This is a genomic window from Luteimonas sp. FCS-9, assembly GCF_001014645.1.
Taxonomy (GTDB): Bacteria; Pseudomonadota; Gammaproteobacteria; order Xanthomonadales; family Xanthomonadaceae; genus Luteimonas.
In genome coordinates this window covers 30313-50998 of sequence record NZ_LASZ01000018.1, presented here as the reverse complement: position 1 = coordinate 50998, position 20686 = coordinate 30313, and the positions used below count along the sequence as shown (strand labels likewise).

Sequence of the window (20686 nt, the reverse complement as noted above, 5' to 3'; positions counted from 1 at the left end):
CGCGGCGGGCCGGGTCAGTCCGGCCCGGGCTCGGCGAAGCGCAGCACACCGCCGGGGCCGAACATGCGGAACGGCAGCGATTCCAGGCGCAGGCCGCGGTTGGCCTGGACCGCGAAGTGCAGGTGCGGGCCGGTGCTGGCGCCGGTGTCGCCCGAGAAGCCGAGGATGTCGCCGCGGCGCACGCGCTCGCCCGGCGCGACGATCACGCCGCCGCGCTGCAGGTGCGCGTACAGCGCCATCGTGCCGTCGTCGTGCAGCACCCGGACGAAATTCGCGCGGGCCGGGTCGTCGGTCGCCGCGGCCGTGCGCGCATTGCCCCAGACGTCGGCCTCGACCTGCATGACGACGCCGTCGCGCGCCGCCAGCACCGGCGTGCCCTCGTCCACCGCGAAGTCCACGGCATACCGGTGTTCGTCGTGGCGGTGGCTGAAGCCGCCCCCGAAGCCCTGGGCGATCCGAACCGGAGCGCCGCGCAGCGGATAGGCGTACTCGACGTCGCGCGGACGCGCGCCGGGGTGTCCGGGCACGGCGCGCAGCGCCAGCGCGGCCGCGCCGCCGGTGGCATCGGGCAGCCAGGCGACGACGGTGCGGCCATGGGCGGGCACGGTCGCGCGCGCCGGGAGCGGCGGATCGCTGCCCACCGTCGGGCCGTCGGCGGTCAGCAACACCTCGACCGGGCCGGCCAGCGTGTTCTCGGCGACGATGCCGACGCGCCCTGCGGCGGGCTGCCGGCGCAGGCGGACGACCGGCGTCGTCGCCGAGCCGTGGGCGGTCGCTGGCGCGGGCGCCGGCCATGCGCCGGTCGACGGCGTCTGGCCCGCGGCTGCGGGCGGCAGCGCGAGCAGCAGGCCGGCGATCGTGGCCAGGGTGGCCCGGCAGGCCGCGTTGCGGTGGACAGCGCGGCCCGCCGGGGACGGGAGCGGGCGGAGGCGCTGCGATCGGCGGGGCATGCCCTGGATTATGCGGGCGGTCGCGCGGCGGCGCGTCGCTCGCCCCGTGGTCTCGACGCCCGATCGGCCTTGTTGCGGATATCCATCGCTGCATCCGGATGAAGCGATTGACATCGTGCGCAGGCGCTGGCAACCTGCGCGACATCCATCGAGACCGGCGGAGGGACAGGCCCTTTGATGCCGGGGCAACCTGATGGGATCCGCGCACCGTGCGGACCCCCGTCGCGGTGCCAAGTCCTGCGGGGACCTGCGCGTCCACCGGAAGATGGTCATGCGTCGCTTCGGCATCGGGGCGGCGCATCCGCCGAATCGGCGGCTTCCGGCATCCCCCGCAAGACGCGATGGTCCGTTCCCACCTGGACATCGCCATGAGTCTTGTCGACACCGCTCCCCGTCATTCCGACGCCGGCCACGACCCGGCCTTCGTTTCCGCACCGGCACCGACATCCGTCGTGATCGGCGACCGCGCGTCGCGCGGTCGCATCGACGTCGCGCTGCCGATGCGCCACGCGGGCCTGCGGCATGTCGGCCTGCGCTACGAGCTGCGCGGGACCCCCGGCGCGCCGGTGGTGTTCGTCGCCGGCGGGATCTCCGCGCACCGCCACGTCGCTTCGAGCGCGTCGTATCCCGAGCCGGGCTGGGCCGAGGCGCTCGTCGGCGACGGCCGCGCGCTCGACCCGGCGCGCTCGCAGCTGCTGGCCTTCGACTTCGTCGGCGCCGACGGCGCGCTCGACGCGCCGATCGACACCGCCGACCAGGCCGACGCGGTCGCCGCGCTGCTCGACGCGCTCGACATCCCGGTGCTGCACGCCTTCGTCGGCTACTCCTACGGCGCACTGGTCGGGCTACAGTTCGCGGTGCGGCACGGCGGTCGCGTCCGGCGGCTGGTCGCGGTCAGCGGCGCGCATCGCGCGCATCCCTACGCCGCGGCCTGGCGCGCACTGCAACGGCAGACCGTCGCGCTGGGGCAGTTGCAGTGCGCCGATGCGCAGGGCCTGTCGCTGGCGCGGCAGTTCGCGATGCTCAGCTATCGCACGCCCGAGGAGTTCGCCGAACGCTTCGATGCCGCGCCCGAGGTCGTCAACGGCCGCGTACGCGTGGCGGCCGAGGACTATCTCGACGCCGCCGGCGCGCGCTACGTCGCCCGCACGCCGGTCGCCGCGTGGCTGCGGCTGTCGGAATCGATCGACCTGCACCGCATCGCGCCGGCGCAGGTCCGGGTGCCGACCACGGTCGTCGCGGTCGAGGGCGACCGGATCGTGCCGCTGGCCGACGCGGTGACGCTGCTCGAGGGCCTCGGCCCGAACGGCCGGCTGCGCGTGCTGCGCTCGCCCTACGGCCACGACGCCTTCCTCAAGGAAACCGACCGCATCGACGCCATCCTGGCCGTCGCGCTGCGCGACACCGACCACGGAGATCCCGCATGAGCATCCAGAGCCCGTCCTTCGACCCGGCCGCGTGCCGTCCGGGCACGCGCGCGGTGCGCGCCGGCATCGACCGCGACCCGGCCTACGGCGCGGTGACGCCGCCGATCGTGCTGTCGAGCAACTTCAGCTTCGAGGGCTTCGAGCGCAAGCGCGAGTACGACTACACGCGCAGCGGCAATCCCACCCGCGATCTGCTCGGCGAGGCGCTGGCCGGGCTCGAGGGCGGTGCCGGTGCGGTGGTCACGCCGACCGGCATGGCCGCGATCACGCTGGTGCTCAACGCCCTGCTGCAGCCCGGCGACCGGCTGGTCGTGCCGCACGACGCCTACGGCGGCAGTTGGCGGCTGTTCGACGCGCTGGCGCGCAAGGGCCATTTCGAATTGGTCACCGCCGACCTCACCGACCCGCGCTCGCTGGCCGACGCGCTCGCGCGCGGGCCGAAGCTGGTGCTGATCGAGACCCCGTCCAACCCGCTGCTGCGCATCACCGATCTGCGCTTCGTCATCGAGGCCGCGCAGCGCGCCGGTGCGCTGACGGTGGTCGACAACACCTTCCTGTCGCCCGCGCTGCAGCGGCCGATCGCGTTCGGCGCCGACGTGGTGCTGCACTCGACGACCAAGTACATCAACGGCCACAGCGACGTCGTCGGCGGCGCGGTCGTCGCGCGCGATGCCGAGGTGCACGCGCAACTGGCGTGGTGGGCGAACGCGCTGGGCATCACCGGCTCGCCGTTCGACAGCTTCCTGACCCTGCGCGGACTGCGGACGCTCGACGCGCGCCTGCGCGTCCACCAGGAGAACACCGCGGGCATCGTCGATCTGCTGGACGCGCATCCGGCCGTGGCGCGGGTGCACTACCCGGGCCTGGCCTCACACCCCGGCCACGCGGTCGCCGCGCGGCAGCAGTCGGGCTTCGGCGCGATGCTGTCGTTCGAGCTCGCCGGCCGCGACCCGCGCGCGGCGGTGCGCGCGTTCGTCGAGGGCCTGCAGTACTTCACGCTGGCCGAGTCGCTGGGCGGCGTGGAAAGCCTGGTCGCGCATCCGGCGACGATGACGCATGCCGCGATGCGCGCCGAGGCGCGCGCGGCGGCCGGCATTTCCGACGGGCTGCTGCGGTTGTCGGTCGGGATCGAGGCGCTCGACGACCTGGTCGCCGACCTGCGCGCGGCGCTCGAGCGCGCGGCGGACGTGGCGGGTGAGACGCCCGCGATCCGCGCCGGAGCCGACGCATGAGCGCGGTCGTGGCCCTGCGCCGTGCGCGTCGGCCGCAGCCGCAGCCCACCCGGCTCGCGTTGCTGGGCACCGGCACCGTCGGCAGCGCCTTCGTCGGGCGCTACCAGCGCCTGGCCGCACAGGGCGTGGCGTTGCCGGCGGTGTCGTGGATCTGCAACTCGCGCACGCAGATCGCCTGCGACGGCGACCCGGCCGCAGTGCTCGACCAGGTACGCGCGGCGGCGATCCGGCGCGCCGGCTTCCCGCCGTGGGCCGAGGGCGAGAGCCCGCGGCCGGGCGACATCGTGGTCGACGCGACCGCCAGCGAGACCGTCGCCGACTGGCACCCCGAATGGCTCGCGCGCGGGATCCACGTGGTCACCGCCAACAAACTGGGCACCGGCGGCGAGCTCGGCCGCGCGCAGGCGATCGCCGAGGCGGGGGGCGCCGAGGGCGGCGGACGCTACGGCGACAGCGCGACGGTCGGCGCGGGCCTGCCGTTGCTGCGCAGCCTGCGCGCGCTGGTCGCCGGCGGCGACCGCATCCATGCGGTCGAGGGCGTGCTGTCGGGCTCGCTGGCCTGGCTGTTCTCGCATTACGACGGCAGTCGCCCGTTCTCGGCCCTGGTGCGCGAGGCCCGGGCCGCGGGCTTCACCGAACCCGATCCGCGCGTCGACCTGTCGGGCGAGGACGTGCGTCGCAAGCTGCTGATCCTGGCCCGCGCGGCGGGCCTGCCGCTGTCCGCGCACCAGGTCGCGGTCGAATCCCTGGTTCCGGCCGCCCTGGCCGGCTGCGGCGCCGAGGAAGTCGATACGGGGCTCGGCGGACTCGATGCGGCGCTTGCGGCGCGCTGGGCCGCGGCATCGGCCGAGGGTCTGCGGCTGCGCTTCGTGGGCCGCTTCGACGCGCTCGGCGGGGCCAGCGTCGGCCTGCGCGCGCTGCCGGCGCATCATCCGCTGTGCGCCGGAGGCGATACCGACAACCGCGTCGCGATCCACAGCGACCGCTATCTCGAGCAGCCGCTGGTCGTCCAGGGGCCGGGTGCGGGGGCCGAGGTCACCGCGGCCGCGCTGCTCGACGACGTGCTGGGCTGCGTGCAGCGCTGAGCTGCGGGGCTGGGGCGAACCCTAGATGGGGTCCGCCCCGATGGCGCGGAGCCGGACCGCGCGCTGGAATGGCGTCATTCAGTTTCCATTCCAACAACAGGGGTCTCCGCCATGTCCGATCCGTCCTTGAGCCTGTCCGTCTCGCTGAACATCAGTGGCCAGCTGCCGTCGGTGCAGAGCTCGGCCAGCACCCAGCGCACCGGCGACGGGCGCGTGCAGTTCGAGAACGACAACTACCGCATCACCGCCGGCGACAACGACGAGGTGATCGTGTTCAACAAGAACACCGGCGAGAACTACCGGATCTGGGGCGATCCCCACGTCGAGATCGACGGCAAGCACGCGTTCGACTTCTGGGGCCAGACCACGTTCCAGCTCGACGACGGCACCAAGGTCACGATCGAGACGACGCCGTGGGACAAGGGCGGCAACGGCGCGACGGTGGCCTCGGTGGTGACCATCACCGACGGCGACTACGGCGTGCAGATCTCCGGTGTCGACAGCAACACCCACGGCGACCTGTCGTTCCAGGAGTTCGCCGGCGGCGGCCGCGTGCTGGACGCGGCGGTGCGCGACGGCAACGTGCTGCTGGAGAACGAGAACGGCAGCGGCTTCATCGCCGTCGACCAGAACGGCAACATCCAGAACGTCGACCAGGCCTTCATCAACGCGACCGACGAGCTGAAGAACGGCGGCCCGGATTTCCTGGCGCACTTCGCCGAGATCTTCTCGTTCTTCACCGGCCTGATGTCGATCAGCTTCGACGGCGGCCTGTCGCTGGGCAGCGACAACCCGAACCGGGCCCCCGAGCCGGTGGCCCAGCCGATGCCCTGGCAGTTCAGCCTGACGCTGTCGATCCGCGCCTGATCGGCGTATGTCCCGGGACGGCGTGCCGCGACCGCGGCGCGCCGTTTCTTCGCCGGTATCGGCGTACGGCGCTGATGGCCGTCACCGAGACGGCCTCATCCTCGATAGGCGAAGGGGTCGAGCAGCGGCACGCCCAAGGGGCGGAAATCCTTGAGATTCCGCGTGACGACGGTGAGCCCGTGGACGAGGGCGGTCGCGCCGATCAATCCGTCCTCGAGATGATGATCGGAACGGCCGTGCATCAGCCGTGCCCATTGTCGGAAGACCGCGGCATCGGCAGGCAGCACGGCATACGAGCCGGCCAGTTCGTCGAGCCAGGCCTGGATGTCCGATGCCTTGCCCGGATCGAGGTCGCGGTTGATCTCGATGCCGGCCTGGATTTCTCCGATCGTCACTGCCGACAGGTAAAGCCCGCTCTCGGGTGCCTGCTCGATCCAGGCCCGCACGCCGCGGTGCGGCCTGTTCTTGCGCAACTCCGAAACGACGTTCGTGTCCAGCAGGAACATGCCGGTCAGTCGAGTGCCTCGGGGTCGTGCCGCCGCAGACGGCCGCGCCGGGGCAGGATCACGCCGTCCGGCCCATCGGGCGCCTGCAGCAGCGCCTTCAGGCTCCGCGGCCGCTGCTGCAACCGTTGCCACTGTTCCATCGGAACGACGACTGCCGTCGGCCTGCCGTGGCTGACGATCTGCGGGCCATCCTCCACAGTGACGCGCAGAAGTTCGCTGAAGCGCGCCTTCGCTTCCTGGACCTGCCAGGTCTTCATGACATGCTCCGTATCCAGTCTGGTCTGAATTCCGTTCCGGAACCGGGCCCGGGTCAACTCAGCACTCGATGACGTTCACCGCCAGGCCGCCGCGCGAGGTCTCCTTGTACTTGTCGCGCATGTCGCGACCGGTCTCGCGCATCGTGCGGATGACCTTGTCGAGGCTGACCTTGTGCTTGCCGTCGCCGCGGAAGGCCATGCGCGAGGCGTTGATCGCCTTGACCGCGCCCATCGCGTTGCGCTCGATGCACGGGATCTGCACCAGTCCGCCGATCGGGTCGCAGGTCAGGCCCAGGTTGTGCTCCATGCCGATCTCGGCGGCGTTCTCGATCTGGCTGGGCGTGCCGCCGAGCGCGGCGGTCAGGCCGGCCGCGGCCATCGAGCAGGCGACGCCGACCTCGCCCTGGCAGCCGACCTCGGCGCCGGAGATCGAGGCGTTCTCCTTGTACAGGATGCCCACGGCCGCCGCGGTCAGCAGGAAGTCGAACACCCCCTGCTCGTTCGCGTTGGGGATGAAGCGGTCGTAGTAGTGCAGCACCGCGGGCAGGATGCCCGCCGCGCCGTTGGTCGGCGCGGTGACCACGCGGCCGCCGGCGGCGTTCTCCTCGTTGACCGCCAGCGCGTAGAGGTTGACCCAGTCGAGCACGGTCAGCGGGTCGCGCATCGCCGCCTCGGGCTTGGCGGCCAGTTCGGCGTGCAGCGCCGGCGCGCGGCGCGCCACGTGCAGGCCGCCGGGCAGCGTGCCGCCCTCGCGGATGCCGCGCGCCACGCACGACTGCATCGCCGCCCACAGCTCGCGCAGCCCGCCGAGGATCTCGGCCTCGCTGCGCCAGACCTTCTCGTTCTCCAGCATCAGCCGGGCGATGCCCAGCCCGCTGTCCTGCGCCTGGCGGATCAGTTCGTCGCCGCTGGCGAACGGGTAGGGGACCTGGGTGGTGTCGGCGACGATGCGGTCCTCGGCCGCCTCGTCCTGGTTGACGACGAAACCGCCGCCGACCGAGTAGTAGTCGCGCGTGGCGATGACCGCGTCATCGGCCGCGTAGGCGGTGAAGCGCATGCCGTTGGTGTGGAACGGCAGCTTCTGGCGCTTGTTCATGACCAGGTCGCGCTTCTCGTCGAAGCCGATCTCGTGCGTGCCGCCCAGGCGCAGGCGGCGCTCGCCGCGGATGCGCGCCAGCGCGTCGGGGATGATGTCCGGGTCGATGCGGTTGGGCATGTGGCCTTCCAGGCCCATCATCAGCGCCTTGTCGGTGCCGTGGCCGCGACCGGTCAGCGCCAGCGACCCGAACACCTCCGCGCGCACGCGCACGACCTCGTGCAGGCGGCCGGGCTCGGCGAGCCAGCGCGCGACGAAGCGCGCACCGGCGCGCATCGGCCCGACCGTGTGCGAGGAACTCGGCCCGATGCCGATCTTGTAGAGGTCGAAGGTGCTGACGGCCATCGCGCTATTCTACGGGCCGCTCCCCGTCCCACGCCTGACGCGACGCCGCATGACAGCCTCCGTCCTGATCCTGTACCAGCGCGACGACTGCCACCTGTGCGACCTCGCCCTCGACGTGCTGGCGCAGGCGCGGGCGCCCGCGTTCGACAGCGTGTTCATCGACGGCGACGACACCCTCGAAGCGCGTTACGGCATCCGCGTGCCGGTGCTGCGCGACGCCGCGCTCGGGGTCGAGCTGGACTGGCCGTTCGACGCCGCGGCGGTCGGCCGGCTGCTGGGCGCGCGAGCGCAGGACTGACCTGCGGAGCGGACCCCGCGCCGCGGCCTGCGCCGACGTCGCCGGGCGGGTCCGGCGACGCGCGCCCGATGCGTCAGTCCGCCGGCCTGAGGTACACCCGCGTGGCGACCGCGATCTCGTCGGGGATCGTGCCGGTGTCGGCCCACTCGCCGCCGCCGACGCCGAAGTCCAGCCGGCGCACGGTCGCGTTGCCCGACAGCAGCGGCCGCGCGCCCGGGGTCCAGGTGAAGGTCAGCGTGACCGGCTTGCGCACGCCGCGCAGTTCCAGTTCGCCGTCGGCGGCGTAACGGCCCTCGCCGAGGTCGCGGAACCGGGTCGCGGTGTACGTGGCCTGGGCGAAGCGGGCGGCGTCGAAGAACGACGGGCCGCGCATCTCCCCGTCGTAGTCGTCGTTGCGGGTGGTCGCGGTCGCGATCGGGATCGTCACCGCGAGCCGCGCGCCCGACAGGTCGGCCGGATCGAACGCGAACGTGGTGCGGAAGCCGGGGAATGTGCCGCTGAAGACCTCGCCCTGATATTTGCCGGCGAAGGCCAGCGACGAGCCGGCGGCCTGGACGTAGTCGGCGGCGGAGGCGGACAGCGGCAGCGCGGCGGCGAGCGCGGCGGCGATCAGGAAACGCGGGGCGTGCGGCATGGGGTCAGTCCTGGAGGGGCGTCGGGGAGGCGGAACGCGGCCGGCGGCGCGGCAGCATCCGCGTCAGCGTGGCGTCGCGCAGGAACACGTGGTGGTAGAGCGCGGCGGCGACGTGCAGCAGGGCCAGACCGACCAGCGCCCAGAACAGCACCTCGTGCGCCTGGCCGGCGGCGTTTCGCAGCTCCTGGCTGCGCGCGACCAGCGCGGGCAGGTTGAACAGGCCGAACCACTGCAGCGGATAGCCGGCGGCCGAGTTGAACGTCCAGCCGCTGAGCGGGATCGCCAGCAGCAGCGCGTACAGCAGCCAGTGCGTGAGCGCGGCGATGCGGTCCTGCCAGCGCGGGGTGCCGGGCACCGGCGGCGGCGCACCCGCGAACAGCCGCCAGCCCAGGCGCAGGATCGCCAGCGCCAGGATCGTCAGCCCCAGCGACTTGTGCAGCGCGTAGACCTGCACCTTGGCCGGACTGGCGCGCATGTCGCCCATCAGCAGGCCGATCAGGCCGGTGGCCAGGATCAGCAGCACGACGGCCCAGTGCAGCAACTGGCTGACCGGACCCCAGCGGTCGACGTTCCTCAGGGTCATCGCGGGCCGCCTGTGTCGCGCGCGTCGGCCTCGGCGCCGGCGCCCTGCGCCTCCGCCTCCAGGTCGGTGTCCGCGTCGTCGCGCCCGGCGCCACGGTCGCGCACCGCCTCGAGCTCGATCCGCAGGCCGACGGCATCGCCGATCATCGACGGCCAGGCGTCGATGCCGAAGTCCGCGCGCGAGAGCTGCGTGGTCGCCGAGAAGCCGACCATGCGCCGGAACGGCGGCATCGGATGGCGGCGGGCGGCGTTGAACGTCGCGTCGAGCGCGATCTCGCGGGCGACCCCGCGCAGCGTCAGCGTGCCGTGGACGATCGCGCGGTGCGCGTCGATCGGCTCGATACGGGTGGAGACGAACGTCGCCATCGGGTGGCGCTCGGCATCGAGCAGGTTGCGCGCGCGGGTCGCGCTGTTCCACCTGTCGTCGCCGAAGCCGACGCGCTCGACCGGGATCGAGACCTCGACCCGCGCGCTCGACCAGTCCGCGGGATCGAAGACCAGCGTTCCGGTGCTGCCCGACACCGTGCCGATCGCCTTCGACAGCCCGGCGTGATCGATCTCCAGCATCACCCGCGTGTGGACCGGGTCGAGCGCGTAGTGCACAGGCCGCGCGGCCGCCGGCGCGCAGGCCAGCGCCAGCAGCAGGCAGGGGACGAGCAGGCGGCGCGGCAGTCGCATCGTCGTGGTGGTCCGGTCGCCGCGGGGCGGCATGCGGGGATTCTAGGCACGAAACGCGCCGGCGCGCAGCCGCGGGCCGGCTTGCATCCGGGACGATGCGTTGCGAGCATCGACCGCCGCGGGCACGCCGCGCGGAAAGGGATGTCGGGCCTATGTGGAAACGTGTCGCCGCTCTGGCGCTGATCTGGATGCTCGCCTGCAGCGGTCTGGCCGCCACGCCGGAAATGCCGCGCCTGCGCGTGCTCGGCGTCGCCGACGGCCTGCCCACGTCCGACGTCACCGGCATCGCACAGGACAGCGACGGGTTCGTGTGGATCGCCACGGCCGACGGCCTGGCCCGCTACGACGGCGACGGCTTCATCGTCTGGCAGCACGATCCCGAGGCTGCCGACGCGTTCCCGGGCAACCATCTGCAGGCGCTGCACGTCGATCACGAGGACCGGGTGTGGGTGGCGGCGCAGGAGGGCGGGGTCGCGGTCATGGAACGCGACCGCGCCGGCTTCCGGCCCTACCGCATCGACGCCTATCCCGACGCGCGGCTGGGCGATGTGTGGGACTTCGCCAGCCGGCCGGGCGAGATCTGGATGGGCCTGGGCACGGACGGCGTCTACGGCCTGCGCGCCGACGGCAGCCTCGTGCACCTGCGCCACGATCCCGACGACCCGCGCACGCTGCCCAGCGACAACGTCGTGAGCCTGTCGTTCGATGCCGACGGCACGCTGTGGATCGCGACGATGGCCGGCCTGGCCCGCTACGACGGCCGGCGCGTGTGGCGCGAGCCGCTGCCCGGCGGCGACATTCCGCTGACGGTGACCGACGTGCAGGCGATGGGCGACGAGGTCTGGGCCTCGAGCGCGCGCGGGCTGTTCGTGCGGACGCGCGACGGCCAGTGGCACTGGCGCCCGTGGTCGGGCATGTTCGCCCGGCCCAACAACGTGCTGTCGATGCTCGCCGACCCGCGCGGCGGCTACTGGCTGGGCACCCGCCGCGGCCTGTGGCGGCTGTCGGAGGACGGCATCCCGACGCCGGTGCCGGTCGGGCGCGACGCGTCGCGACCGTTCCCGGCACGCGCGATGTTCCTGCAGTCCGATGGTGCGCTGTGGGCCTCCGCACCCGGCGAGGGGGTCGGCTTCCTGCGCTCGGACTGGCGCCACGTGGCCGAACTGGTGCGCGGCGAGCGCGGGCTGCAGGGCCACGGCTACGCGACGATCGCGCCGGCCAACGACGGCGGACTGTGGCTGGGCTCGGAGACCGGCGTCGTCGAGCACGTCGACCAGGCGCTGCAGGTCTCCCGGCTCGACGGCGCGGCGCGGGCGCGCCTGGCCAACCAGCGCATCCTCGGCATGGCCGAGACCCGCAGCGGCGTGCTGTGGATCGGCCATGTTGGCGGCCTGTTCCGCCACGGGCGCGACGGCACGCTGAGCGAGTGGGTCGGCGAGCCGGGCACCTCGGTGGCGCACGGGGTGGGCTACAACATCGTCCGCGCCGCGCCCGACGGCACGCTGTGGACCGGCAGCATGGGCGGGTTCGGCGTCGAGCACCGCGACGGCGAGACCGGGCGCCTGCTGTGGCAGGCTGGCGACGACCCGCTGGTCCACGAGGGCGTCTACGGCTTCGACGTGGCGCCCGACAACACCGCATGGGCGGCGTCGGTGCCGGGACTGGGCTACTTCGATGCGCAGGCGCGCCGGTTCGTGATCGTCAGCGGCGAGCAGCCCTACTACGCGGTCGCCGCGCAGGGCGAGGACACCGTCTGGGCGGCCGGCCGCGACGGGCTCGAGCGGTGGCGCCGCCAGGACGGCGCATGGGCGCGGCAGGAGCGGATCGGCCCGCGCGAGGGGTTGCCGGCAGTGATGCCGATGGGGCTGGCGGTGGACGTGCGCGGCCGGGTCTGGGTCTCGACCCGGCGCGGCCTCTACCGCTGGGACCCGCAGGACCGGCGGATGCGCCGCTACGGCAGCGAACACGGCCTGTCGTCGCAGGAGATGCTGTTCCGCTCGATCGCGGTCAGCCGGGGCGGGCTGCTCGCGGCCGGCACGGCGGTCGATTCGGTGGCGATTATCAACACCGCGTCCGAGGAAACCGGGCGCGCCGAGGAGCCGAAGCTGCGCGTGCTCGGGCTGGAGGTCCGCCGCGACGGCCTGTGGCACCGGCTCGACGACGCGCGACCGGAGCTGTTCCCCGACGATCGCGAGTTCCGCGTCTCGGCCCGGCTGCTGGCCTACGACGACCCGGGATCGAATCGCTACTGGACCTGGCTCGACGGCCTGGACACCGGCTGGGTCGACCAGGGCGCGAGCGGCGACCGCGTGTTCTCCGGCCTGCGCGCCGGCAGCTACGTGCTGCGCATCCGCGCCAGCGACGCCTACGGCAACGCGGCGCCGATGCACGAGCTGCGGTTCCGCGTGCTGCCGCCGTGGTGGCGGACCTGGTGGGCGCTGACGGCGCTGGCCGGCGTCGTGGTGCTGCTGTCGGTGTGGGGCGCGCTGGCCTACCGCCGTCGCGTGCGCCGCCGCGCGGAACTGCAGCTGGCCGAGCGCCAGCGCGAGCTCGCCGAGCAGGCGTCGCTGGCCAAGAGCCGCTTCCTGGCCACGCTCGGCCACGAGGTGCGCACACCGATGACCGGCGTGCTGGGCATGAGCGAATTGCTGCTCGACACGCCGCTCGACGACCGGCAGCGCGGCTACACCGAATCGATCCGGCGCGCAGGCGACCACCTGATGCGGCTGGTCAACGACGCGCTCGACCTGGCGCGGATCGAGGCCGGCAAGCTCGAGCTCGACCCGCAGCCGTTCGACCTGCATGCGCTGATCCAGGACATCGTGTCGCTGTGCGCGCCGATGGCCCGGCACAAGGCGCTGGGCTTCGACGTCGCGTTCGGCGACGGCGTGCCGGCGTGGGTGCACGGCGACGCGGTGCGGGTGCGGCAGATCCTGCTGAACCTGATCGGCAACGCGATCAAGTTCACCGACAGCGGCCAGGTCGGGCTGCGCATCGCGGGCGCGCCCGACGGGCTCACGTTCCAGATCAGCGACACCGGGCCCGGCCTCAGCGCCGAGCAGCGCCGGCGGCTGTTCCGGCGCTTCGAGCAGGCCGAGGGCGCCCGGACCGCGGCGCGCTACGGCGGCAGCGGGCTGGGCCTGGCGATCAGCCAGGAACTGTCGCTGGCGATGGGCGGCCGGATCGAGGTCGACAGCACGCCGGGCGAAGGCACCCGCTTCACGGTCGCGCTGCCGCTGGCCGAGGTCGTCACCCCGCCCCGGCGCACGCGCTTCGACGGGCACGAGCGCATCACCGCGGCCGTCGGGCTGGTGGTCCTGCTGGTCGAGGACGACCAGACCGTCGCCGACGTGATCCGCGGCCTGCTCGAGTCGCAGGGCCATCAGGTGGCGCATGCGATGCACGGCCTGGCCGCGCTGACCGAGGTCGGCACGCGCGAGTTCGACATCGCGCTGCTGGACCTGGACCTGCCGGGCATCGACGGCCTGACGCTGGCCGGCATGCTGCGCGGACAAGGCTTCGACCGGCCGCTGGTCGCGGTGACCGCGCGTGCCGACGCCGAGGCCGAGCCGGCGGCGCGCGCGGCCGGCTTCGACGGGTTCCTCCGCAAGCCGCTGACCGGCGAGATGCTGGCCGACGCGCTGGCCCACAGCTGGCGTCCCGTCCACCAGGGCGGCGGGCTTGGCGACGGGCCGGACTGAGCGGAAGGGGCGCGGCGGCTTGGCACCGCGTGCACGGCGGCCGAACCAGACTGCCGGCATGGCCGCCTCGCACCCGTCTCCCGCCGCCCGCACCGCGCAGCGGCGGCCCGACGACCTGATCCAGCTGCGCCCCGAAGGCCTGTACTGCCCGGCGGGCGACTTCCACATCGATCCGTGGCGGCCGGTGCCGCGTGCGGTGATCACCCACGGCCACGGCGACCATGCGCGCACCGGCATGGGCGCCTACCACACCACGCGCGCCGGGCTGCCGATCCTCGAATGGCGCCTGGGCGAGCAGATCTACGCCGCGCACGAGTACGGCGAGCCGTTCGGGATGGGCGCGGCGACCGTTTCGCTGCATCCGGCCGGCCACGTGCTCGGCTCGGCCCAGGTGCGCGTGGAGGTCGACGGCGAGGTCTGGGTGGCGTCGGGCGACTACAAGCGCCAGCACGACCCGACCTGCGCGCCGTTCGAGGTCGTGCGCTGCGACACCTTCATCACCGAGGCCACGTTCGGCCTGCCGGTCTACCGCTGGCCCGACACCGCGGAGGTCGCGCGCGAGATCGAACAGTGGCGCGCGCAGTGCGAGGCGCGCGGCGAGGCGGCGGTGCTGTTCTGCTACGCGCTGGGCAAGGCGCAGCGCGTGCTGGCCGAGCTGGCGGCGCATACCGACCGGCCGGCGCTGCTGCACGGCGCGGTCGCAGCCGGCGTGGAGGTCTACCGGCGCGCCGGCATCGCGATGCTCGACACGCGGCCGGTCGCCGAGACCGACCGCGGCGCGGACTTCGCCGGCCAGCTGGTCATCGCGCCGCCGTCTGCGGCCGGCAGCGCGTGGATGCGCCGGTTCCGCCGCGCGCAGCAGGGCTTCGCGTCGGGCTGGATGCGCATCCGCGGCAACCGCCGCCGACGCAACTACGACCGTGGCTTCATCGTCTCCGACCACGCCGACTGGCCCGACCTGATGCGGACCGTCCGCGAGACCGGCGCCACGCGCGTGATCGCGACCCACGGCAACACCGATGCGATCATCCGCGCACTGCGCGAGGACGGCATCGCGGCCGAGGCGTTCCGCACCGATTTCGGGGGCGAGGAATGACCGGCCGGCACCCGGGGACGCGCGCATGAGGCGCTTCGCCCGCCTGTACCGGGAACTCGACCGCAGCACCGCCACGCTCGACAAGCGCGCGGCGCTGGTGGCCTATTTCCGCGACGCGCCGCCGCACGACGCGGCCTGGGCGTTGTTCCTGCTGGCCGGCGGCAAGGTCGCCGGCGCGGGCCGCCGCATCGCCAACACCCGCGAGCTGCGCGAGTGGATCGCTGAGGCCGCGCAGCTGCCCGACTGGCTGGTCGACGACAGCTACGACCAGGTCGGCGACCTGGCCGAGACGCTCGCGCTGCTGCTCGACGACCCGGCCGTGCCGGCCGAGGACGCGTCGCTGGCGGAGTGGATCGAACGGCGGCTGATCCCGGTCGCCAATCGCGATCCCGCGGTCCGCCGGGCGCTGGTGGTCGAGGCCTGGGCCTCGCTGTGCTTCGACGAGCGCCTGGTGTTCAACAAGCTGCTGACCGGCGCGCTGCGCGTGGGCGTGTCCCAGCGGCTGGTGCAGCAGGCGTTGGCGGAGATGAGCGGCCTGGACATCGCGCGCATCGCCCAGCGCATGCTCGGCAGCTGGACGCCGAGCGCGGCCTTCCTGCGCGACCTGCTCTCGCCCGACGAACTGCCCGGCGACCGTCGCCAGCCGTATCCGTTCTTCCTGGCCTCGCCGCTGGAGCAGGCGCTGCGGCCTGCGGCAGCGGGCGAGGACGCCGCCGGGCCCGCCGACGCGGGCGCGGATGGTGAGGACGGCATGGACGCTTCGGCGCCCGCGCTCGCCAACGATCCCGATGCGGTCGCCCGCGCGCTCGGCCCGATCGACGACTGGCTGCTGGAATGGAAGTGGGACGGCATCCGCCTGCAGCTGATCCGGCGCGGCGCGGACATCGCGCTGTGGTCGCGTGGCGAAGAACGCCTCGACGGCCGCTTCCCGGAGATCGAGGCCGCGGCGTTGACGCTGCCGCGCGACTGCGTGTTCGACGGCGAGTTGCTGGCCTGGCGGCCGGGCGATCCCGCGCCGATGCCTTTCACCGCGCTGCAGACCCGCATCCAGCGTCGCAAGCCGGGCCCCAAGACGCTCGCCGACACCCCGGTGCGCGTGCAGGTCTACGACCTGCTCGAGCTCGACGGCGAGGACTGGCGCGACCGGCCGCAGGCCGAGCGGCGCGCGATGCTCGAGACGCTGGTCGCCGAGCACGAGGACCCGCGCATCGTGCTCTCCCCGCGCGTGGACGCCGCCGACTGGGCGCAGGCGGCCGCACTGCGCGCCGATGCCCGCGCGCGCGGCGTCGAGGGCCTGATGCTCAAGCGCGCCGATGCCCGCTACCAGGTCGGCCGGCGGCGCGGCGACTGGTGGAAATGGAAGATCGACCCGCTGACCATCGACGCGGTGCTGATCTACGCCCAGGCCGGCCACGGCCGGCGCAGCACGCTCTACACCGACTATACGTTCGCGCTGTGGGACGGCGATGCACTGGTGCCGGTCGCCAAGGCCTACTCCGGACTCGACGACCGCGAGATCCTCGCGCTCGACAAGTGGATCCGCGCGCACACCCTCGAGCGCTTCGGCCCGGTGCGCTCGGTCACCGCGCACCACGTGTTCGAACTGGGCTTCGAGGCGGTCAACCGTTCGAGCCGGCACAAGTCCGGCATCGCCGTGCGCTTCCCGAGGATCCTGCGCTGGCGCCGCGACAAGGCGATCGCCGACGCCGACCGGCTCGAGACGCTGCAGGCGCTCGCGCGGTGAGGGCAGAGAGCCCCGTAGGAGCGCGCTCGCGCGCGATCGGGTGTTGCGCGTGAATGCCCATCGCGCGCAAGCGCGCTCCTACAGAGCGGGGGGCATGACCCGCCACGGGGCCCGGTCATGATCGCGATGGCGCCCGGCGATGACGCACCACGCGATCCGGCCATGACGCGCCTGCGCGGTCCCGACGCGCCGCTGCGCGCGTGGTTCGCTGCGCAGGGTTGGCGCCCCGCGCCGTTCCAGCGCGAGGTCTGGCGCCGGTATCTCGCCGGCGAGTCCGGCCTGCTGCAGACGCCGACCGGCAGCGGCAAGACGCTGGCCGCGTTCGGGGGCCCGCTGCTCGAAGCGCTCGCCGAGCGTAGAAGCGCGCTCGCGCGCGATCGGGCCGTGGCGACCAGCCCCCGTCGCGCGCAGGCGCGCGTCCACGATGGGCAGGTGCACGCGGATGTCGATCATGCGCAGGCGCACGCCCCCGACGGGTCGAAGACGCCGCGTCGTACTTCGGGGCGGACCCTGCAACTGCTGTGGATCACCCCGCTGCGCGCGCTCGCCGTCGACACCGTGCGCGCGTTGCGTGCGCCGATCGAGGCGCTCGGGCTGGACTGGACCGTTGCGATGCGCACCGGCGACGCCAGCGCGCGCGACCGGCGCCTGGCACGCAGCGGCCAGGTCGAGGTGCTGGTGACCACGCCTGAATCGCTGTCGCTGCTGCTGTCCTACGCCGACACCGCGCCGCTGCTGGCGTCGGTGCGCTGCGTGGTCGTCGACGAATGGCACGAGCTGCTCGGCAACAAGCGCGGCGTGCTGCTGCAGCTGGCGCTGGCGCGACTGCGCCGGCTCAATCCGGCGCTGCGCATCTGGGGCGTGTCGGCGACGCTCGGCAACCTCGACCAGGCACGCGACGCGTTGCTGCCGCACTGCCCGCAGGCGCAGGTGGTCGCGGGCGTCGCGCCCAAGCGCTTCACGCTCGACACGCTGCTGCCCGGCGAGGACGAGCGCTTCCCGTGGGCCGGCCACCTGGGGATGGCGCAGCTGCCGCGCGTGCTCGAACGCCTGATGGCCGAGCGCACCAGCCTGCTGTTCGCCAACACCCGCTCGCAGGCCGAACTGTGGCACCGCGCGCTGTCGGCGGTGTGGCCCGAGGCGCCCGAGACGCTGGCGCTGCATCATGGCTCGCTCGACCCCAAGCTGCGCGCGGCCGCCGAGCAGGGGCTGCGCGAGGGCAGCGTGCGCTGCGTCGTCGCGACGTCCAGTCTCGACCTCGGCGTCGACTTCCCCGCCGTCGACCAGGTCCTGCAGATCGGCAGCCCGAAAGGCGTGTCGCGGCTGCTGCAGCGCGCCGGACGTGCGCGCCACCGCCCGGGCGAGGCCGGCCACGTGGTCTGCGTGCCGGCGCACGCGCTGGAGCTGGTGGAGTACGCCGCGGCCCGCGCCGCGGTCGCCGCCGGCATGATCGAATCCCGGCCGCCGCCGGTGCTCAGTCTCGACGTGCTGGCCCAGCACTGCGTGACGCTGGCGCTGGGCGGCGGGTTCGACGCCGACGCGCTGTTCGACGAGGTCCGCGGCACGCACGCCTTCCGCACGCTGGACCCGCTGGCCTGGCGCGCGGTGCTCGACTTCATCGTCCAGGGCGGCGCGGCGCTGGCGCACTATCCGGACTTCCGGCGCGTGGTGCGCGGCGATGACGGCGTGTACCGCGTCGAGGACCGGCGCATCGCGCTGCGCCACCGGCTGTCGATCGGGACGATCGCCAGCGACGAGGCGGTGCGCGTGAAGCTGCTGCGTGGCGGCGGCCTGGGCTCGGTCGAGGAAAGCTTCGTCGGGCGGCTGCGGCCGCGCGACCGGTTCCAGTTCGCCGGCCGCACGCTGGAGCTGGTGCGGCTCGAGGACATGACCGCCTACGTGCGCGTCGCCAAGGCCGGCAGCGGCACGGTGCCCAAGTGGCAGGGCGGGCGCATGTCGCTGTCGGGCACGCTGGCGCACGAGGTCGAGCGCCTGTTCGCCGGCCCGCGCGATGCGCCCGGGCTGCGCGCGATCGGGCGGCTGCTCGACCTGCAGCAACGGTTGTCGGCGCTGCCCGCGCCCGGCCGCCTGCTGGTGGAATGGATCCGCGCGCGCGGCGCCCGGCACCTGTTCGTGTTTCCGTTCGCCGGGCGGCAGGTGCACGAGGGCTTGGCCGCCTTGCTGGCGCTGCGCTGGGGCCGCCTGCGCGCCAACAGCTTCTCGTTCGCCGCCAACGACTACGGGCTGGTGCTGTCGCCGGCGCAGGACGTCGAGCTCGATGCGCTCGATGTCGAGGCGATGCTCTCGCCCGATTCGCTGATCGACGACCTGCGCGAGAGCCTGAACCTGGCCGAGCTCGCGCGCCGCCAGTTCCGCGACATCGCGCGCGTCGCCGGCCTGCTGCCGCCGTCGCTGCCGGGGCGGGCGCCGCGCTCGATGCGCCAGCTGCAGGCCTCCAGCGGCCTGCTGTTCGACGTGCTGCGCCGGCACGACCCGGACCACATGCTGCTGGCGCTGGCCGAGCGCGAGGTGTTCGCCGCGCAGCTGGACGTGGTGCAGCTGCGCACCACGCTCGAGGACTGCAGCGCCCGCTCGCTCGACCTGCATCCGCTGCGGACGTTCACCCCGCTGTCGTTCCCGCTGTGGGCCGAATCGATGCGCGGCCAGCTCAGTACCGAGGACTGGCGCACGCGCGTGCAACGTGCCGCCGCGCAGCTGGAGCGGCGCAACCGTGGCTGACGGCGCACTGGAGATCGCGGTCGCCGGCGAGTCGCTGCGGCTGCACCCCGGGCGCGCGCTGTCGTGGCCGCGGCTGCGCACGCTGGTGGTCGCCGACGTGCACCTGGGCAAGGCACATCATTTCCGCCAGGCCGGCATCGCGTTGCCGCGCGGCGGCACCGAGCACGATCTCGCGCGGCTCGATGCGCTGGTCGAGGCCAGTGGTGCGACGCGGCTGCTGGTGCTGGGCGACCTGCTGCACGCCGGTGCGCGCGACGCGCCGTGGCGCGCGGCCTGGCAGGCATGGCGGGCGCGTCACGTCGCGATTTCGGTCGAGCTGGTCGGCGGCAACCACGACCGTGCGCTGCGTGCCGCGCCCGAACTGGCCCGTACGCTGGGTCTGCGCCTGCACGGCGCGCTGCTGCACGAGCCGCCGTTCGTGTTCGTGCACGACGTCGACGATGCCGTCGCCGCCGATGCCGCGGGCTACCGGCTCGGCGGCCACCTGCATCCGGTCGTGCGCCTGCCGGGCCTGCCGCGTCTGCCGGCGTTCGTGTTCGCGCGCGATGCCGGGCTGCTGCCGGCGTTCACCGCCTTCGCCGGCGGCCTGCCGGTCGCGCCGTCGCCGGGCGTGCGCCTGTGCGCCTGCGCACCCGGGGCGGTCGTGGCCTTGCCGGCGCCGGCTTGACGAAGTCGGTGCGTGGGCTGGCATGATGACGGGCCCACCGGACCGGACGTCCGGCGGGAGCGGCCAGCGCGGGGAGCGCCGGCCGACCGGACACAGGAGTGCTTCGCCGACATGCCCGAATTCGTGGCCACCGCGCTCGGATACCCCACGCTGGTCTACAGCGTGCTGCTGGGCGTGTGCGCGATCTACTGGCTGCTCGCCGCGCTGGGGCTGGTGGACATCGGCGGCATCGACCTCGATGTCGATCTGGACCTGCCCGACGGCGCGGACGCGCACGGGCTGGCCGGCGTGCTCGGGCGGCTGGGGCTGGACCGGCTGCCGCTGATGCTGGTGCTCACGCTGGTGGTGTTCTTCGGCTGGTTCTGCACCTACTTCGTCCATCTGTTCCTGCTTCCGCCGTCGTGGGGCTGGCTGCGCTGGACGCTGGGCACGCTGGTCGCGGTGCTGGCGCTGGTGCCTGCCGCGCTGCTGACCACCGTCGCGCTGCGGCCGTTGCGGCGCTGGCTGCTGACGCTGCAGCCCGCCGAGCCACCGTCGCTGCTGGGGCGGGTCGCGGTGGTGCGCACGCCGACGGTGTCGGCGACCGCCGGCATGGCCGACGTCGACGACGGGGGCGCCGGACTCGTGCTGCAGGTGCGCGCCGACGGCGCGCACGTCCTCAACCGCGGCGAGCGCGTGGTGCTCGTCGAGTTCGACGCCGCCGGGCATTGCTACCGGGTCGTGCCCGAAGCCGATTACCGTCACATCTGAACCGTACGGTCCGCGGGACGCGGGCCCCAAGC

The 20686-nt window shown here is 73.6% G+C and carries 18 protein-coding genes and 1 riboswitch; of the genes, 11 read left to right on the top strand and 7 right to left on the bottom strand.

Going from position 1 to position 20686, the window contains the following annotated elements; genetic code table 11:
- Positions 1-14: 14 nt before the first annotated feature.
- Positions 15-950 (bottom strand): M23 family metallopeptidase, encoded by a 936-nt coding sequence (locus WQ56_RS14135; RefSeq protein ID WP_052773019.1) that lies wholly within the window; start codon positions 948-950, stop codon positions 15-17.
- Positions 951-1092: 142 nt separating this feature from the next.
- Positions 1093-1222, top strand: a riboswitch (SAM riboswitch).
- Between the two features lie 96 nt (positions 1223-1318).
- Here WQ56_RS14135 and WQ56_RS14130 point away from each other — a divergent pair.
- The 4 genes from WQ56_RS14130 (at position 1319) to WQ56_RS14115 (ending at position 5561) form a co-directional block, all read left to right on the top strand.
- Complete coding sequence (locus WQ56_RS14130) at positions 1319-2377, top strand: homoserine O-succinyltransferase (protein ID WP_047137802.1); 1059 nt, start codon at positions 1319-1321, stop codon at positions 2375-2377.
- Complete coding sequence (locus WQ56_RS14125) at positions 2374-3609, top strand: O-succinylhomoserine (thiol)-lyase (protein ID WP_047137773.1); 1236 nt, start codon at positions 2374-2376, stop codon at positions 3607-3609. Before WQ56_RS14130 ends, WQ56_RS14125 begins: the two co-directional genes overlap by 4 nt.
- Positions 3606-4694: a homoserine dehydrogenase gene (locus WQ56_RS14120; RefSeq protein WP_047137772.1), complete on the top strand. Its 1089-nt coding sequence runs from the start codon at positions 3606-3608 to the stop codon at positions 4692-4694. The genes WQ56_RS14125 and WQ56_RS14120 overlap by 4 nt, the downstream gene beginning before the upstream one ends.
- Before the next feature lie 111 nt (positions 4695-4805).
- A complete protein-coding gene (locus WQ56_RS14115; protein WP_052773018.1) occupies positions 4806-5561 on the top strand; it encodes a DUF1521 domain-containing protein in 756 nt (251 codons plus the stop codon).
- A gap of 95 nt (positions 5562-5656) precedes the next feature.
- On the opposite strand, the gene WQ56_RS14110 is transcribed toward WQ56_RS14115, so the two are convergent.
- The 3 genes from WQ56_RS14110 to WQ56_RS14100 are packed head-to-tail and all read right to left on the bottom strand — an operon-like array spanning position 5657 to position 7765.
- A complete protein-coding gene (locus WQ56_RS14110; RefSeq protein ID WP_047137771.1) occupies positions 5657-6067 on the bottom strand; it encodes a type II toxin-antitoxin system VapC family toxin in 411 nt (136 codons plus the stop codon).
- 5 nt (positions 6068-6072) lie between these two features.
- Positions 6073-6324 (bottom strand): type II toxin-antitoxin system Phd/YefM family antitoxin, encoded by a 252-nt coding sequence (locus WQ56_RS14105; protein WP_047137770.1) that lies wholly within the window; start codon positions 6322-6324, stop codon positions 6073-6075.
- Positions 6325-6382: 58 nt separating this feature from the next.
- Complete coding sequence (locus tag WQ56_RS14100; protein ID WP_047137769.1) at positions 6383-7765, bottom strand: L-serine ammonia-lyase; 1383 nt, start codon at positions 7763-7765, stop codon at positions 6383-6385.
- A gap of 49 nt (positions 7766-7814) precedes the next feature.
- On the opposite strand from WQ56_RS14100, the gene WQ56_RS14095 reads away from it, so the two are divergent.
- Positions 7815-8063 carry a glutaredoxin family protein gene (locus tag WQ56_RS14095; protein WP_047137800.1) on the top strand — a complete coding sequence of 83 codons (249 nt, stop codon included), beginning with the start codon at positions 7815-7817 and terminating at the stop codon, positions 8061-8063.
- Between the two features lie 73 nt (positions 8064-8136).
- Here WQ56_RS14095 and WQ56_RS14090 read toward each other — a convergent pair whose 3' ends face one another.
- From WQ56_RS14090 to WQ56_RS14080, 3 genes are read right to left on the bottom strand one after another with little or no spacing between them, the layout of a single operon-like run.
- A complete protein-coding gene (locus WQ56_RS14090) occupies positions 8137-8697 on the bottom strand; it encodes a YceI family protein (RefSeq protein ID WP_047137768.1) in 561 nt (186 codons plus the stop codon).
- Positions 8698-8701: 4 nt separating this feature from the next.
- Entirely contained in the window at positions 8702-9280 is a 579-nt protein-coding gene (locus tag WQ56_RS14085; RefSeq protein WP_047137767.1) for a cytochrome b, read from the bottom strand.
- A complete protein-coding gene (locus tag WQ56_RS14080) occupies positions 9277-9957 on the bottom strand; it encodes a YceI family protein (protein WP_047137799.1) in 681 nt (226 codons plus the stop codon). The genes WQ56_RS14085 and WQ56_RS14080 overlap by 4 nt, the downstream gene beginning before the upstream one ends.
- A 152-nt stretch (positions 9958-10109) precedes the next feature.
- Between WQ56_RS14080 and WQ56_RS14075 the strand changes: the two genes are divergently transcribed.
- The 6 genes from WQ56_RS14075 to WQ56_RS14050 all read left to right on the top strand — a co-directional run bounded on the left by WQ56_RS14075 (position 10110) and on the right by WQ56_RS14050 (position 20654).
- A complete protein-coding gene (locus WQ56_RS14075) occupies positions 10110-13658 on the top strand; it encodes an ATP-binding protein (RefSeq protein ID WP_047137766.1) in 3549 nt (1182 codons plus the stop codon).
- Between the two features lie 58 nt (positions 13659-13716).
- Positions 13717-14754, top strand: a complete 1038-nt coding sequence (locus tag WQ56_RS14070; RefSeq protein WP_047137765.1) for a ligase-associated DNA damage response exonuclease — start codon at positions 13717-13719, stop codon at positions 14752-14754.
- 25 nt (positions 14755-14779) lie between these two features.
- The gene (locus tag WQ56_RS19110) at positions 14780-16498 is read left to right on the top strand and encodes a cisplatin damage response ATP-dependent DNA ligase (RefSeq protein ID WP_047137764.1); all 1719 of its coding nucleotides are present in this window, start codon (positions 14780-14782) and stop codon (positions 16496-16498) included.
- 162 nt (positions 16499-16660) lie between these two features.
- Positions 16661-19237: a ligase-associated DNA damage response DEXH box helicase gene (locus WQ56_RS14060; RefSeq protein WP_047137798.1), complete on the top strand. Its 2577-nt coding sequence runs from the start codon at positions 16661-16663 to the stop codon at positions 19235-19237.
- A complete protein-coding gene (pdeM, locus tag WQ56_RS14055) occupies positions 19230-19904 on the top strand; it encodes a ligase-associated DNA damage response endonuclease PdeM (RefSeq protein ID WP_047137797.1) in 675 nt (224 codons plus the stop codon). The genes WQ56_RS14060 and pdeM overlap by 8 nt, the downstream gene beginning before the upstream one ends.
- A gap of 111 nt (positions 19905-20015) precedes the next feature.
- Positions 20016-20654 carry an OB-fold-containig protein gene (locus WQ56_RS14050; RefSeq protein WP_047137763.1) on the top strand — a complete coding sequence of 213 codons (639 nt, stop codon included), beginning with the start codon at positions 20016-20018 and terminating at the stop codon, positions 20652-20654.
- The last annotated feature ends 32 nt before the right edge of the window (positions 20655-20686 follow it).

Bases quoted from the DNA above. Each gene is read 5' to 3' on its own strand.
- WQ56_RS14135 (WP_052773019.1), bottom strand. From the start codon at position 950: ATGCCCCGCCGATCGCAGCGCCTCCGCCCGCTCCCGTCCCCGGCGGGC.
- WQ56_RS14130 (WP_047137802.1), top strand. From the start codon at position 1,319: ATGAGTCTTGTCGACACCGCTCCCCGTCATTCCGACGCCGGCCACGAC.
- WQ56_RS14125 (WP_047137773.1), top strand. From the start codon at position 2,374: ATGAGCATCCAGAGCCCGTCCTTCGACCCGGCCGCGTGCCGTCCGGGC.
- WQ56_RS14120 (WP_047137772.1), top strand. From the start codon at position 3,606: ATGAGCGCGGTCGTGGCCCTGCGCCGTGCGCGTCGGCCGCAGCCGCAG.
- WQ56_RS14115 (WP_052773018.1), top strand. From the start codon at position 4,806: ATGTCCGATCCGTCCTTGAGCCTGTCCGTCTCGCTGAACATCAGTGGC.
- WQ56_RS14110 (WP_047137771.1), bottom strand. From the start codon at position 6,067: ATGTTCCTGCTGGACACGAACGTCGTTTCGGAGTTGCGCAAGAACAGG.
- WQ56_RS14105 (WP_047137770.1), bottom strand. From the start codon at position 6,324: ATGAAGACCTGGCAGGTCCAGGAAGCGAAGGCGCGCTTCAGCGAACTT.
- WQ56_RS14100 (WP_047137769.1), bottom strand. From the start codon at position 7,765: ATGGCCGTCAGCACCTTCGACCTCTACAAGATCGGCATCGGGCCGAGT.
- WQ56_RS14095 (WP_047137800.1), top strand. From the start codon at position 7,815: ATGACAGCCTCCGTCCTGATCCTGTACCAGCGCGACGACTGCCACCTG.
- WQ56_RS14090 (WP_047137768.1), bottom strand. From the start codon at position 8,697: ATGCCGCACGCCCCGCGTTTCCTGATCGCCGCCGCGCTCGCCGCCGCG.
- WQ56_RS14085 (WP_047137767.1), bottom strand. From the start codon at position 9,280: ATGACCCTGAGGAACGTCGACCGCTGGGGTCCGGTCAGCCAGTTGCTG.
- WQ56_RS14080 (WP_047137799.1), bottom strand. From the start codon at position 9,957: ATGCGACTGCCGCGCCGCCTGCTCGTCCCCTGCCTGCTGCTGGCGCTG.
- WQ56_RS14075 (WP_047137766.1), top strand. From the start codon at position 10,110: ATGTGGAAACGTGTCGCCGCTCTGGCGCTGATCTGGATGCTCGCCTGC.
- WQ56_RS14070 (WP_047137765.1), top strand. From the start codon at position 13,717: ATGGCCGCCTCGCACCCGTCTCCCGCCGCCCGCACCGCGCAGCGGCGG.
- WQ56_RS19110 (WP_047137764.1), top strand. From the start codon at position 14,780: ATGAGGCGCTTCGCCCGCCTGTACCGGGAACTCGACCGCAGCACCGCC.
- WQ56_RS14060 (WP_047137798.1), top strand. From the start codon at position 16,661: ATGACGCGCCTGCGCGGTCCCGACGCGCCGCTGCGCGCGTGGTTCGCT.
- WQ56_RS14050 (WP_047137763.1), top strand. From the start codon at position 20,016: ATGCCCGAATTCGTGGCCACCGCGCTCGGATACCCCACGCTGGTCTAC.